Raw genomic sequence first — 14,197 nt, 5'->3', positions numbered from 1 at the left:
ATAAATCAAATATATCTTGCTGGGAAGATAAATGCCAGCTACTATCTTTCCAGAAAGATAAATAAGAGGCACCTATGAATAAACAAATACCAACGTCATTGCTGCTATTGCTCGCTGCCGTTTTTGCCATGAGCCCCTTTGCGATCGATAGCTACTTACCTGCTATTCCGGTGATGGCTGGTGACTTAAACATAGAGACGTCGCTGGTGGCGGTGACCGTCAGCATCTATATACTGGGCCTGGCTATTGGCCAGCTGATCGGTGGGCCATTATCGGATCGGTTTGGTCGTAAGCCAGTGATGGTTGGTGGCCTGCTGATTTTTGCGTTTGGGAGTTTGCTGCTTGCCGGTGTTCAGTCATTAGAAACGTTATGGACATGGCGTGTGGTGCAATCTATCGGCGGTGGCATTGCGGTGGTGGGTGTACCAGCAACCATCCGTGATAATGCGGTAGGAAAAGAAGCCGCCCGGTTATTTTCACTGATCGCGTTAATAATGATGCTTGCTCCATCCATAGCCCCGACGTTCGGAACTGTGGTAATGCAGACGTTGAGCTGGCACTGGATCTTTATAATACTCAGTCTGATTGCTGTGGTTGTCGCACTTAGCGCGATACTTGTTATGCCCAAAACAAAGAAAGTCCAAAAAAATAAAGTACCAGGTGGCTATATCTCGGTATTAAAAGAGCGTCGCGCACTCGGGTACCTGCTTGCACAGGCCTTCGGTTATGCTGTGCTGATGACCTTTATTACCAATGCGCCATTTGCCTATATCGAACATTTTGGGGTAACCGCAGAACTCTTTTCCGGATTATTTATCGCCAATGTTATCGGTATTGTGATTATTAACCGTACCAATAGCTTTCTGTTGCACACCTATGAACCATCAAGCTTGTTGAAAGTTTTTCTTGGCATGCAGCTAATAGGGGGAGTGGTGTTAGTGAGCTCAATGATCATTGCACCCGGGAACCTCTGGTTTATAGTTGCCGGTTTTGTGATTTCAATTGCGGCCAATGGCGGCATCATGGCAAACTCCAGCGCCTGTTTTATGCGTTATTTTGATAAAAATGCCGGTGTCGCATCAGCGCTGCTTGGCGCTGTACAGTACGGAATCGGTGCGGCCGTCAGTGCGCTGGCAGCAATGTTAAGTAATGAAACACTTTGGCCAATGATCTTAGCAATGCTGGTATCGACCCTGATTGCCTTGACCGGGGCCTTTGCTGGCTCACGATCTGAACCGAGTAACAACTCCGGTGCGGTTTTGTCTACGTCTGAGTATCAGCCTGATTAATGGTAACTCTCGCAGTATTATAAAACACGTAGTGTAAGCAGTCCGTTTTAATAACTTGAAAGCAACCTTATCAGCTCTCTCAGCATTGCTTGTTGATTGATCGCACTTAGAATTTTGGTGAGTATCCAACTTGATATTGTGTTTAGAACTAGATATCACAGCTACCAATTGTGATGACATCAGCTAAGGTTCTTTAATTAAGTTGGTTGATTTGAGGTTGAAGTTGTTTATTTTCCAACATGCATCCTCCTTCATAGCGCCATAAACATCACAAAAGTACAGCGTTCTATTATTGATGGTGAAAATAAAAACCAATTGATCATCATTCATTGCTGATGGCTGATTTATCTCGCTGTATAAAGCCAATGCATCAATTTCCGCAGCTGAAGTTGGCTGCCAGGGGGAAATTGGTGTCGCATGCTCTATGGCGGCCGCGGGGTTGACGGAAGTGCTGGGCGGGACACCAGAGCAGGTAGAAAACGCAGCTGAAATTGCTATGGAGCATAACCTCGGGTTGACTTGTGATCCGATCGATGGCTTGGTGCAGGTGCCGTGTATTGAGAGGAATACCATGGGGGCGGTAAAAGCGATTAATGCATTCCTGATGCGTTGCAGCAGCTTATGAATGAGTAATTACGTTAACTCACAATGGGGGGCACTTTCGAGTTGGCAGGAACACGAGTTGGCAGGAACACGAGTTGGCAGGAACGAGTTGGCAGGAACGAGTTGGCAGGAACGACTAACTCGATGTGGGACAAAAGTAAGTTAGAATTTTTGCTCTAACTTGAACGCCTCGAATAAGGAAAAGTATCCCAAACCACGAGATTTCTGCCTGTACCACTATCTGCCTGTACCACTATCTGTCTGAAACACGTTAAGATGCTCGATCTAGGAAGAAGAGAGCGAACGTGACTATTATCTTACGACAGTAATAGTATGATATTATTATTAATACCTGTTCCAACTCGGTACTCGAATGAGCCAATCCCAACTGCTATTAGATATTAGTACTCACGCCTTGTTACACCTGGAATTTAAAAAACTCGACAAACGCCTTACCCTAACTGAGAAGAATAATCTGCTTGTTCAGTATCTCAAACGCGTACTCAAAGCCAATCGATATCGGGCTGTCAGGAAGTCGACTAAAAATTGGCTTTTGCTCAGTCGACAATCGGGTACCAACTTGGAATCAATTTTAGTTCGGGACCGAGAGCGCTTACTGCAGACCTGCTCAACTGACCTGTACCGTTTTGTCGGACTCATTAGGGAAATAGAATCTCAGCTTCGTACCAAAGTTCAATACTCGCTGGCCCACAAGATCGACCTGAATGCTCGATATGGCAAGGTACTGGTATGTGTGGTTGATGAAGATTTAACATCGAGCTTTGATGATGACGGACTGATGCTCAAATCCACCCAGATACTTTTCATTGGCAGTTCTGATCACAAAGATTTATTTTCTGCCGTTATAGAGCAAAGCGGCTATTTTCAATCGGTTGTCGCATACGAAGACGAAAGCCATCTGCGGGTTGAGCTATTTCGGATGTAACTTGATCGCTTAGTACAAGTGAACTTTACGCTCGCTTGCGAGGTAAATCACGTTGAAATAAGCTAAATTTCATATAGTAAAACGCTATCGGATGGTTCTTGGCAGTTATCATTTTCATCAAAAATGGACGTTGAATCAGTTTCAATGTTAACGGACCGAACGGCCATAAATTCATCTGAAACCGTTTCATCACTGTCAAAAAATGAATCCCACTCTTTGTCTGTCATACTCTGCTCATGTAGGAGAGGAGAGTATGGAGTTATGCCTTCTAGTAACTTTTTCTCCGTCGGTATTTTATGCCTTTTTTAGCTTTGTCATACAAACTTACCAGTTCTAACTCAATATCAACTTACATTAGCAAAAATATCGTAAAACTGCTCATTGGCCAGTTACATAAAAAGTGTCGTAACTTACTTTGGGACATTTTCGATTCAGAGCAATTTTCTGTTAACGAAGAGGTTAATTGGTATTGTGATTTTGGTTCAAACGGCGAGTTTCGACATTCGTAATGTCACAATGCCTTTGATTTCAAAGCAAATAGCTTCGGCTTTCTTATGGTTTTTCTCTGATTGTCTGAATGAGATGAAAGGAATTCAGCCAAGCCATTGCCCATCAACGGCTTGCTGAAATAATAGCCTTGGATAATATCTGCTCTGGTTTGTTCCAGGAAATCCAACTCTTCATTTGTTTCAACCCCTTCAGCGACGACTTGAAGATCCAGTTGATGTGCCATGGCAATAATGGCTGAAACAATCGCTTTTCCATCTTCGCCATTGGTTAAATCAGTGATAAAGCTTTTATCAATTTTTAACTCATTGATCGGTAAGCCTCTCAGGGCGCTCAATGAGGAGTAGCCGGTGCCAAAGTCATCCAGAGCGATTCGGATACCTTCAGATTGAATTTTTTCCAGCTGAACGATGGAATCTGAACCTTGTAATATACTGGATTCAGTGACTTCCACTGCCAATAAGTCAGCACTGAGTCCGGTTTCCGCCAGGCAATCCAGAACGACCTGGTGCATATTATCTCTTGCCAGTTGTACGCAAGACACGTTAACCGATACGCGAACCGCTGGATACCCCATTAGTTGCCACTGTCTGATCTGATGGCATGCTTCCAGCAGGACCCAGCGGCCCAGAGAGATAATCAAGCCAGACTCTTCCGCAATCGGTATAAACACATCGGGACGTATCCACCCCTTAACCGGATGGTTCCAACGTACCAGCGCCTCGCATCCAACAATTTTTCTGGTTTTCGTACAAATCTGTGGCTGATAGGCTAACTTCAGTTCGTTGTTATTAATTGCCCTTCGGAGATCTTCTTTGATTTCCAAGGCTTTGAGCGATTTCAGGGCGACGGTTCTGGAGAAGAACCGGTAGGTATTTTTGCCCTGCATTTTGGCGTCATACATCGCAGTATCGGAATTTTTCAAAAGTTCGACCGCACTTTCTCCGCTCTCATCCGCTAAAGATATGCCGATACTGACCCCAATTAAAAATTCCCGACCAGTGACGTTAATCGTTTTGCTAAAGGCGTGAAGTATGCGTTCTGCAACACGTCCAGCAGCATCGCGATCTGATATTTTTTTCAGGAGGATTGTGAACTCATCTCCTCCTAATCGAGCTATTGTATGTTGTATTGAACCCGAGCCGTCAGCAGCATAACTTATGGTATCATCCGCCCTCAGTACGTGCTTGAGCCGTTCGGCAACGGCTATCAGCACCTGATCACCGGCCTCATGACCACAGGTGTCATTGACCTGTTTGAACCCGTCCAAATCAATAAATAATAAGGCAATATTGGGCGGCTCTGCATGAGTTGTACAATATTGGCGATTCAATTCATCAATAAACTGACGCCGGTTTGGCAATTGGGTCAGGCTGTCCTGGTAGGCTATTTCATGCACTTTTTGTTTTTGCTTGATCAAGCCCTGGCCCATATCCTTTATTGTGTTGGCCAGATCTGTCAGTTCATCATCGGCTTTTGATTTGAATGACCACAGAGAATCTCCCTGGCCCATATTTTTGGCTGAAAGACTTAGCTGAAGAATGGGTTTAACAAGTAGCTTATTTAATATCCAAAATAATACTAATACACTCAACAGAATCACTATCAAAGAGTTCTGTATGGATGCATAGCTCACATTTTTGAATAATTGGTTTAATTCTGATTCAGGCCATCCGATACTGAAAAACAGGCTATTAATCAGTTGTTTCTGCCCGACAATATAAGATTCACCGTTAAGGGACCAATTTGAAATTTTAATTTTGTTGCTATATACGGTTTCATTAACAACTTTGAGTCGGTCGTCAAATATTAATTCATCAAACACATTCATTAAGATCGGGGTGCCCTTGGTATCGTGTATTATCACAAAGCCAGTAGCCACCAAGCTATTGTTTGTCAATAAATAATTTAAAAAATCAAAATTGGTTTTGACAATCAGATAGCCTTTGATAACTTTTTTTGTCGATCCAGATTGCTCAATGGCATTTTTTTGGAAAATTTTTCTGGCTGAAACCAATGTCCATTCATCGGTATCGGGATTCATAAAGGTATTAATTTCAAAATTAGATTTCGATTCAGCGATATTTTTGAAGTAACTGGTGTCTTGTTCTTCATCAGTAACGTTGGTGATGTGATTATTCACCAATGAAACTTCCTCATAGCCGTCTGGCATTATCAGGCTGATCTCTATGTACTCGGGATGAGCATTCATGAAAGTAGAGAATTCCTTTAATAACACCTGATGCATTACATTAAAACGAATGGTTTCATCCTCGGTTCGAAGATACCGATTCAGTATCACACTTTGAGAAAAAATGGAGCTGTCAGCCTCTATAGCGGTTAGCTGGGAATCCAGTGCATTTTGTACTTGTACAATAGAATCTCTGATATGCCCCTTAATTTGCTCGCCAAAATAATCCTGATAGATCATGAAGGAAGGAATTAACAGCACAACAATTTGCAGCAATATAACTGGAAAAATACTAAGTGCTATTTTTGGCTTAAGGTGCATATCAGTCATCCATACAACAAATGAAAAACGTATTTATTGCAATGTCTTTCTCAGTTCATTCATGATCGAGTTATGTTTTTTTATTGTACGGGGTGACAGTGCCTTGTATGTTTCAGATTGTGCTACTGCAACTTTATCAGGGTAAATAACAGGGTTATTCATAAATTCAGCGGGTAACAGTTTTTCTGCTTCCGTGTTTGGGGTTGCACCGTAAATAAATAACGCATTATTGGCTGCTTGCTCAGGCTGGTTGATAAAATTAATAAAGCGATGCGCTAATTCAGGGTTGTTAGCTTTTGCAGACAGGCAGATAAAATCAGCCCAAATGGCGCCCCCCTCTTCAGGCAGTACATATTCAATTTGTGGCTCTTTCTCTTTTAACACCAACGCATCACTGTTATAAGTGAGGATAACACTGATCTCTCCCGTCACCAGTTTTGATGTTGCAGAGTCCGCAGCCACAGCTGAATAACCGGCAATTGATGGTGCCTGGGCAAGTAGTAGTTGACGGGCTTCTTCAAGCTCCTGCCTGTTGGCGCTTCCCATGGAATAGCCCAGGGATTTCAGTGCCATGCCTACTGACTCCTCAGACAGGGTTGACATGAGTATTTTCCCCTGTAGTTCTGGGGCGGGATCAAATATCTGTTTCCAGCTGGTAATGGGCTCGGGTACAAGGTCTTTCCGATAAGCAATGCCGGTGGAGCCCCAGGAGTAAGCTGCGCAGGTGTGATCTCTTTTATCCAAATTCGATAAGGTAGGTAATTTCACATGGTTAAGATTGGGAGCACTCGTAACATTAAAAGACGTGACCCAGTTAAGTTTCTTGTAGAGAGGTATGCTGACTGAATCAAGCATTATCAGATCATACCCACCAGCCCCAGAGGTAGTCAGCATCTCATCACGGGCATCGTCCGATTCATAATAAACGAAATTGACCTTAGCGTTGTACTCGGCTTCAAATTCAGCCACAATATCGTCACTTATATAATCACCCCAATTCAGAAAAGTAAGCTCAGATGGCGTTTTCGTAGACTCAGCAGCGACGGAATAAACCGGACTCAATAGGGCAGTTGCCAAAGTGACGGTAAGTATAGAGCCTTTCATTACCCTTGGGGTTAACGTTAAAGTGATTTTATTCATCCGTGATCTCTCTATAGAAATTAATTTTCGTGAATATGATTTTACGATTAACTTTGGTACCGACAGTAAAATTAATCAAATTTCATTCGTCTAATATTAACAAGTTGTGATTTATATCAATACGGTAGAGCGGGTCAGGTAAGATTTCGAAATCACTTGACCAGTAAGCGATTACGACATGCCGTTTAATGTTTTAGCCCCCACAAAAAAGTGCTTTGGGCTTAAGGTGCATATCAGTAACCCAGGCATAATAAGCGCCTTTATTTCGATTTGTTTTTCAGTTCATTCATGATCGAATTCTGTATTTTTATTGTACGGAATGACAATACCTCATAGGTTTCAGATTGAGCAACGCAAGCTTTATCAGGGTAAATAGCAGGGTTATTCAGGAATTCAGCGGGTAACAGTTTTTCTGCTTCCGTGTTTGGTGTTGCACCGTAAATAAATAACGCATTATCGGCTGCTAGATCTGGCTGGTTGATAAAATTAATAAAGCGGTGCGCTAATTCAGGGTTGTTAGCTTTTGCTGAAAGGCAGACAAAATCAGCCCATATGGCGCCCCCTTCTTCAGGCAGTATATATTCAATTTGTGGCTCTGCCTCTTTTAGTTCCAATGCATGATTGCTATAAGTGAGGGCAACACTGATCTCCCCCGACACCAGTTTTGATATTTCAGAGTCTATAGCCCCGGTAGAATAACCGGCAACAGCTGGTGCCTGAGCAAGTAACAGTTGACGGGCTTCTTCAAGTTCCTGCCTGTTGCCGCTTGCCATGGAATAACCCAGGGATTTCAGTGCCATGCCTACCACCTCATTAGCCATGGGTGACATGAGTATTTTGCCCTGCAGGCCAGGGGCGGGATCAAATATCTGTTTCCAGCTGGTAATTGGCTCTGATACAAGATCTTTCCGATAAGCAAGACCGGTGGTACCCCAGGCATAAGGTGTGCAGGTATGATCTTTCTTAGTTGAATTCGATAAGACAGGTAACTTAACATGGCTAAGATTGGGAGCACTCTTATGATTAAACGATGTGATCCAGTCAAGTTTTTTGTAGAAGGGTATGCTGACTGAATCAAGAAGTATCAGATCGTACTCATCAGTACCAGAGCGAGTCAGCATCTCATCACGGGCATCGTCCGAGTCAAAATAAACGAAATTGATCTTAGCGTTGTACTCGGCTTCAAATTTAGCCACAACATCGCCACTTATATATTTTCCCCACGTCAGAAAAGTAATCTCAGATGGCGTTTGAGTAGAATCAGCGGCGATGCAATAAATCGGGCTCAAGAATGCGCTTGCTAAAGTGGCGGTAAGTATCGAGCCTCTCTTTACCCTTGAGATTAACGCTAAAAATATTTTATTCATCCATGAATCCCTATCTAAATGACTTTTTGAATATATCTTTATTATTAACTTTGGTATCCATAGTGAAGTTAGTCAAAATTCATTTGTCGAATTTTAAAAAATCATGACTAATATCAAAGTGATATAGCGCGTCAGGTCAAGCTGACTAAGCCCCTTTTCCGGTAAGGGCTTGCAACATGCCGATTAATTTTCTCTCTCCCCCAAAAAAGTGCTTTGGGTTTACGGTGCATACCATTAATCCATACATAGTAAACGTATTTATTCCAATGTACTTCTCAGTTCATTCATGATTGAATTTTGTTTTTTTATTGTACGCGGTGACAGTTTATTATACGTTTCAGATCGGGCAGTTAGCGCTTTATTAGGATAGATAATAGGGTCATTCAGGAAATCAGCAGGTAAAAGTTTTTCTGCTTCCAAGTTTGGGCTTGCAGTGTACATAAATAACGCATTATTGGCTGCTTGCTCAGGCTGGTTAATAAAATTAATAAAGCGATGTGCTAATTCAGGGTTGTTAGCTTTGGCAGATAGGCAGATAAAATCAGCCCAAATGGCGCCTCCCTCTTCAGGCAGTACATATTCAATTTGTGGCTCAGCCTCTTTCAGCGACAATGCATCGCTGCTATAAGTAAGGACAACACTGACTTCCCCCGATACCAGTTTTGATATTTCAGCGTCTGCAGTTACTGCAGAATAACCGGCAACAGCTGGTGCCTGGGCAAGTAGCAGTTGACGGGCTTCTTCAAGTTCCTGTCTGTTGTCGCTTCCCATGGAATAACCCAGGGATTTCAGTGCCATGCCTACCACTTCCTCAGCCAGGATTGACATGACTATTTTACCCTGCAGCTCAGGGGCGGGATCAAATATCTGTTTCCAACTGGTAATGGGCTCAGGTACCAGATCTTTCCGATAAGCAATGCCGGTGGTACCCCAGGTGTAAGGTGCGCAGCTATGATCTTTCTTATCCAAATTCGATAATACAGGTAACTTTACATGGTTAAGATTGGGAGCACTCTTATGATTAAAAGACGTGACCCAGTTAAGTTTTTTGTAGAGAGGTATGCTGACCGAATCAAGAAGTATCAGATCGTACTCATCAGTACCAGAGCGAGTCAGCATCACATTACGGGTATCGTCAGAATCAAAATAAACGAAATTGACCTTAGCGTTGTACTCGGCTTCAAATTCAGCCACAACATCGTCACTTATATATTTATACCATGTCAGAAAGGTAATCTCAGATGGTGTTTTAGTTGACCCAGCGGCGATAGAATACACCGGACTCAATAGTGCAGTTGCCAAAGTAGCGGTAAGTATCGAGCCTCTCATTACCCTTGGGATTAACCCTAGAAGGATTTTATTCATCCATGAATTCCTTTATATCAATTATTTTTTTGAACATGTCTCTTATAGTTAACTTTGGTAAACATAGTGAAAGTAATCAAAATTTATTTGTAGATTTTTGAAGAATTGTGATTGATATCAAAATCTTACCTGGTCATGGCGAGCTTGTTTGTTGGTGCTATGGGGGCTGAGCCCCCTATAACTTTCCGCTTACAAAAAACGTCATAAAAGAACGTATAACCCGAGATAACTCTCAAATAGTGAAGGGGAATGTGGACCATTCCCATTTATCAAATAGCGCTTTGATCTCTCCGGATTTGAGCAACTTGGCAAAGCGTTCGTCGAAGACTTGTTGTAGCTGTCTTCCCCGCTCATTATTGGCGAAGGCCGGGTAGAGATTCAAATTCATCAGGGTGTTATAGTCAAACTCTTCCGAGTTGAGATAGTCTTTTTCAAGCTCGATTTCCAATTCGACCTGAGCCTCCAGGAAAAAATCAAGGCGGCCCTTTTTCAGCAGCTCTACTGCTTGCTTCCGAGTTTTGAATTCTTTGTTATGGAATTGGGTTTTGATGTATTCGTTATAGTCATAGCCTTTGATCCAGCCAACGTTTTTGCCCGCCAGACTCTCTTCTCCCTGCCACTGGAAGTCTGGGTCTTTCTTGTAAAGGGCGGCAACGACATCGGCATCGAAATGCCATTTAGGATAGATGATATTTTCTTCTTCTTCGATATAGGAACCCAGCCAGGCATCGACCTTTTTCTGTTTAACCAAGGCTACACTACGGGCGTAAGACGTGGTGCTGTATTCGACCTTGATGCCTAATGGCTCATAGATCAGCCGCATAATATCCCAATAAAGGCCGGTGCCGTCCTCGTTGGTGGAATCCTCCCAGGCCTCACTGGCTAGCTTGATTTCAGTGGGCAGTGTAGCGGCCTGTGCCAGGTTGAGTTGAAAAAATAGTACAAAGGCCATACTAAAAAACGCAATAACACTGCGATGTAATTTTCGACCTGATTTAGTCATAAGGAACTCCGAGTTGTGAAGTAAAAATTAGCGGCAAACCAGAGAGTGGTTAACCTGTGATCGTTATACCTTGAAGAGGGTCATCAACTGGCGTAGCTCCGCTGCCAGTTGCGCTGATTGTATGCTGGTTTGCGAAGTTTGATCCGCGCGTGCAACACTTTCCTGCACGATCTGCAGGGTATTGGTAATATTTTTGCTGACGTCACTGACCACGCAGCTTTGCTCATCGGATGCCTGGGCAATCTGGGCATTCATATCAGAAATATTGGCGATGGCTTGAGTGATGCTTTCAATAGCGATGTCGGTCTTGTTGACCTCTGAGACCCCTTGTTTTGCCTGGGATTGGGTCAGTTGCATGACATTGACGGCGTCCTTGGTGGTGCTCTGCAGAGCTTCAGTGATCTGGTAGATCCCTTTTGTGGACTCCTGGGTACGTTGTGCTAAGACGCGAACTTCATCGGCGACGACGGCGAAGCCGCGCCCTTGTTCTCCAGCCCTCGCCGCTTCGATAGCGGCATTAAGCGCCAGCAGGTTGGTTTGATCTGCAATTTTTTTGATCTCGTCGGTCATGGTGTCGATTTGTTTATTCTCGGCTTCCAGGCATCGAATAACATTGGTAATTTTTTCTACCTGATTTGCTAAGGCTTCGATCACCTTGACTGCGTCTTTGACCAATTGGCTACCGTTTTTCGCCAGTATTGTTGACTCGGAGGCAGAGTCCGAGGCAGCAGCTGCATTCTGAGCCACCTCTTCATTGGTGCTGCTCATCTGGGTTGCTGCACTCGCCAGCTGGGTAATTTGATCTTGTTGAGTGTGTAGATCTGCATGGGTTGTATCACTGATGGATTTCATTACATCAGCACTATCAAGTAGTTGTTCGGCGGTCGTGGAGACTTTACGGATAATGGTTTGGAGTTTGGTAATGAACTGGTTGATACCTTGTGCCAACTGGCTGATCTCATCGCTACCATGCGTATCCAGGCGTTGGGTCAGATCGCCTTCACCCTCAGCGATATCGCGAACCGCGCGGGTAATATCTTTCAGGGGGCGAAGTACCGTGCGTGAAAGGATGAAGTACATCAGGGCTACAATCGCCAGGTCCAGGGCAAGGATCTGGATAGCCAGTTCCCACAGCGCCTGGGAAAGCAGGGTGCGAATGGCGATATCATCTATGTAAACGGTAACGTTACCGACTTGGTTGTTGTTGTCGCCATCGTCATAATACAGTTCAGAGGAAAGTTGGAAAGTGCTATTGGATGGAGGCTGGTCGACTTCAACAAGGTTTCCATTGCTGTCCTTTGCGCGGATCATCATGGTCTCACTGTCATTTTTGACGACAATAGCTGCCATAAAGTTTGATTTCATTTCCGAGGCAACATTTTGGGCTAGAAAGTCGAGCTCGTAGTTCCAGATAGGGCCGGGCAGGCTCAGCTGCATCCGCTGTAAGCTGTTATTCACTTGTACTTGTAGTTGTTGCTCTAACTGCGATTGGGTCTGGGTGTAATTCAGCCAGCCAAAACTTGCTAAAAAGATGGTAACGATGATGACAAAGGGAATGATAAGCCTAGCACTGATACTTTTAACATCCATTGTTAATCAATCCTTATCCTAGGTCGATTCGCCACATGAGTATGTCGCATTGTGTAGAGGTATTATCTCATGGTGGCTTAATTGAGTATTAGCTCATTTGCATAACGTATGATTGCATAGTGACATATTTGTTCGGCTATGCAATTGTTATCGGTGTAGAAATACCAATGTAATCCAATAATTGAGAACTCTATCAACTTGACCCATGCCGCTCGTAGGGCTATATGTTGCAAAATATTTAGTCTGGGCTCGGAATTTCACTCTTCCCCATTTAATACAGCGGCTCAATGACCAACCTCGAATTTAAATGGAAGTATTTTTCCCTGAGATACTTCACTTGCCGCTGCTCGACATCCGTTCGCAGTCGTCCCTCCTTCTCCAAGCGGTCAATCGCATTGGCGTATGAGGCGTGCAATTGTCGAACTGAAACATTGCTACTTGACTTGATAGGCGTACACTTATCAAGTTGAATTCAAGATTTACCTAATTAGACGACTATCCGGACATAGGGGCTATTTTGAACAGTAAATCAGCTGAAACTAAGAGATCTTGTTGTGATCACGGTGGCAAACGGCCCGGATGCGGGCGCAAGCCAGGAATTAAAACGCAACCCATCAGACTGCCTAGCTGGCTATTGGAACGGCTGGAGCAACGGGGCGATGCCCGGCAACTAATCATTGATGCCTGTGTCAGTCATTACCAGTTAACTTGTGATGATAAGGCAACAACTAGTGACTAAATCTGGTTTTATACTTCATTATTTATTACTGAATAAATATTCTTATTTATTTGCGATCCTTTGCATTTTTGTTGTGAACTGGCTGCAGGTTGAAATTCCCCGCCATATCCAGTTGGCGATCGATTTATTAAACCAGTCATCTGCCGCCGCACAAACTGAGTTAGTTAACAATGTCGAGGTTGTGATTATCTTTGCGATAGTGATGGTGTTGGTTAGAGTGCTGTCACGAATGTATGCATTAAACCCAGGCCGAATTACCGAAGCTGCCCTCAAAAACGACCTGCTTTACCGACTTAATCGTTTGCCTGCCTCTTTTCATAATCGATATCCATCTGGAAAGTTAATATCGATTATTAACAATGATTTAACTGGCATTCGCCTTTTTTATGGCATTGGTTTTCTGCAACTGTTTAACATCCTGTTTGCGTTGTCGTTAACTCCGATATGGATGTGGAGGATTTCCCCCGAGCTAACACTGTATTCTGTCATTCCCATTGTCATTGCATTCGTATTTTTCCGGATAGGGTTTAGAAAGTTGCGGGCTTTACACACGGAACGCTTGAATCGATTGCAGGATTTGTCTGAACAACTGATGAATTATTTGTCTGGTATCGATCTGATTAAGAATCAACAAATGGGCCCCTGGGTCAGTAAAGAAATAGACAAGGTGAATCGACGGCTTTATGACTGCACCATGAAGATAACCCGAATCCAGACCTTTGTGATGCCTATATTGGACTACGCCAACCAATTGATGAAAGTGTTAATTCTCGGACTCGGTGGTTACTATTTATTGCAGCACCAGCTGACGATTGGTGAACTAACCGCATTTCTTTCCTACTCGGTATTGTTGGCATTGCCTTTTATGCATATGGGGCGTATTGCGACGGTATTTCAAATGGGTATGGTTAGCATTGACAGTGTGCAGAATATTTTAAACAACGAAATACCGAAAGCCGACTTAGCCATAATGACTGATGCTCAAAAAAAGGCGTTGAAGCATGTCACTTTAACGGTCAAAAATTTGAGTTATCGTTACCCGGAAATAGGGCAAAGTGGCGGTGATCAGCCATCGGAGAACAAACTGATCCTGAATAATCTTAGTTTCACTATCGAAGCGGGTAAAAAAGTTGGTG

11 protein-coding genes and 2 pseudogenes are annotated in these 14,197 nt (G+C 43.5%); 5 read left to right on the top strand and 8 right to left on the bottom strand.

Annotated elements, in window-relative coordinates; translation table 11 throughout:
• Positions 1-74 precede the first annotated feature (74 nt).
• The 3 genes and pseudogenes from L4D76_RS04785 to L4D76_RS04775 all read left to right on the top strand — a co-directional run bounded on the left by L4D76_RS04785 (position 75) and on the right by L4D76_RS04775 (position 2,838).
• Positions 75-1,289 (top strand): multidrug effflux MFS transporter, encoded by a 1,215-nt coding sequence (locus L4D76_RS04785; protein WP_428439798.1) that lies wholly within the window; start codon positions 75-77, stop codon positions 1,287-1,289.
• A 352-nt stretch (positions 1,290-1,641) separates the two neighbouring features.
• Positions 1,642-1,896: pseudogene (locus tag L4D76_RS04780) on the top strand (L-serine ammonia-lyase, iron-sulfur-dependent, subunit alpha); the annotation flags it as partial.
• Between the two features lie 369 nt (positions 1,897-2,265).
• Positions 2,266-2,838, top strand: coding sequence for a DUF2913 family protein (locus L4D76_RS04775; RefSeq protein WP_428439797.1), 573 nt, complete (start codon positions 2,266-2,268; stop codon positions 2,836-2,838).
• Between the two features lie 62 nt (positions 2,839-2,900).
• Here L4D76_RS04775 and L4D76_RS04770 read toward each other — a convergent pair whose 3' ends face one another.
• The 8 genes and pseudogenes from L4D76_RS04770 to L4D76_RS04735 all read right to left on the bottom strand — a co-directional run.
• Positions 2,901-3,065 carry an AbrB/MazE/SpoVT family DNA-binding domain-containing protein gene (locus L4D76_RS04770; RefSeq protein ID WP_428439796.1) on the bottom strand — a complete coding sequence of 55 codons (165 nt, stop codon included), beginning with the start codon at positions 3,063-3,065 and terminating at the stop codon, positions 2,901-2,903.
• A gap of 284 nt (positions 3,066-3,349) precedes the next feature.
• On the bottom strand, positions 3,350-5,857 hold the full coding sequence (locus tag L4D76_RS04765; protein ID WP_428439795.1) for a bifunctional diguanylate cyclase/phosphodiesterase: 2,508 nt from the start codon (positions 5,855-5,857) through the stop codon (positions 3,350-3,352).
• A gap of 33 nt (positions 5,858-5,890) precedes the next feature.
• Positions 5,891-6,997 (bottom strand): polyamine ABC transporter substrate-binding protein, encoded by a 1,107-nt coding sequence (locus L4D76_RS04760; protein WP_428439794.1) that lies wholly within the window; start codon positions 6,995-6,997, stop codon positions 5,891-5,893.
• Positions 6,998-7,257: 260 nt separating this feature from the next.
• Positions 7,258-8,364, bottom strand: coding sequence for an ABC transporter substrate-binding protein (locus L4D76_RS04755; protein ID WP_428439793.1), 1,107 nt, complete (start codon positions 8,362-8,364; stop codon positions 7,258-7,260).
• A gap of 258 nt (positions 8,365-8,622) precedes the next feature.
• Complete coding sequence (locus L4D76_RS04750; RefSeq protein WP_428439792.1) at positions 8,623-9,729, bottom strand: polyamine ABC transporter substrate-binding protein; 1,107 nt, start codon at positions 9,727-9,729, stop codon at positions 8,623-8,625.
• Positions 9,730-9,961: 232 nt separating this feature from the next.
• A complete protein-coding gene (locus L4D76_RS04745) occupies positions 9,962-10,732 on the bottom strand; it encodes a substrate-binding periplasmic protein (protein ID WP_428439791.1) in 771 nt (256 codons plus the stop codon).
• A gap of 63 nt (positions 10,733-10,795) precedes the next feature.
• Positions 10,796-12,322, bottom strand: coding sequence for a methyl-accepting chemotaxis protein (locus tag L4D76_RS04740; protein ID WP_428439790.1), 1,527 nt, complete (start codon positions 12,320-12,322; stop codon positions 10,796-10,798).
• A 325-nt stretch (positions 12,323-12,647) separates the two neighbouring features.
• Positions 12,648-12,734, bottom strand: a pseudogene (locus tag L4D76_RS04735) (IS6 family transposase); the annotation flags it as partial.
• Between the two features lie 105 nt (positions 12,735-12,839).
• On the opposite strand from L4D76_RS04735, the gene L4D76_RS04730 reads away from it, so the two are divergent.
• Together L4D76_RS04730 and L4D76_RS04725 are read left to right on the top strand one after the other, a co-directional pair.
• A complete protein-coding gene (locus L4D76_RS04730; RefSeq protein ID WP_428439789.1) occupies positions 12,840-13,061 on the top strand; it encodes a hypothetical protein in 222 nt (73 codons plus the stop codon).
• On the top strand, positions 13,054-14,197 hold a 1,144-nt coding region (locus L4D76_RS04725), incomplete at its 3' end, for an ABC transporter transmembrane domain-containing protein (RefSeq protein ID WP_428439788.1). The genes L4D76_RS04730 and L4D76_RS04725, both read left to right, overlap by 8 nt.

Origin of the sequence: Photobacterium sagamiensis (assembly GCF_050337085.1) — a bacterium.
Lineage (GTDB): Bacteria > Pseudomonadota > Gammaproteobacteria > Enterobacterales > Vibrionaceae > Photobacterium > Photobacterium sagamiensis.
Note: the sequence above shows the minus strand (reverse complement) of the source record. Positions and strands in the feature narration are given on the sequence as shown.

Excerpts from the sequence above, each read along its gene's own strand:
- L4D76_RS04785 (WP_428439798.1), top strand. The coding sequence starts at position 75 with ATGAATAAACAAATACCAACGTCATTGCTGCTATTGCTCGCTGCCGTT.
- L4D76_RS04775 (WP_428439797.1), top strand. The coding sequence starts at position 2,266 with ATGAGCCAATCCCAACTGCTATTAGATATTAGTACTCACGCCTTGTTA.
- L4D76_RS04770 (WP_428439796.1), bottom strand. The coding sequence starts at position 3,065 with ATGACAGACAAAGAGTGGGATTCATTTTTTGACAGTGATGAAACGGTT.
- L4D76_RS04765 (WP_428439795.1), bottom strand. The coding sequence starts at position 5,857 with ATGCACCTTAAGCCAAAAATAGCACTTAGTATTTTTCCAGTTATATTG.
- L4D76_RS04760 (WP_428439794.1), bottom strand. The coding sequence starts at position 6,997 with ATGAATAAAATCACTTTAACGTTAACCCCAAGGGTAATGAAAGGCTCT.
- L4D76_RS04755 (WP_428439793.1), bottom strand. The coding sequence starts at position 8,364 with ATGAATAAAATATTTTTAGCGTTAATCTCAAGGGTAAAGAGAGGCTCG.
- L4D76_RS04750 (WP_428439792.1), bottom strand. The coding sequence starts at position 9,729 with ATGAATAAAATCCTTCTAGGGTTAATCCCAAGGGTAATGAGAGGCTCG.
- L4D76_RS04745 (WP_428439791.1), bottom strand. The coding sequence starts at position 10,732 with ATGACTAAATCAGGTCGAAAATTACATCGCAGTGTTATTGCGTTTTTT.
- L4D76_RS04740 (WP_428439790.1), bottom strand. The coding sequence starts at position 12,322 with ATGGATGTTAAAAGTATCAGTGCTAGGCTTATCATTCCCTTTGTCATC.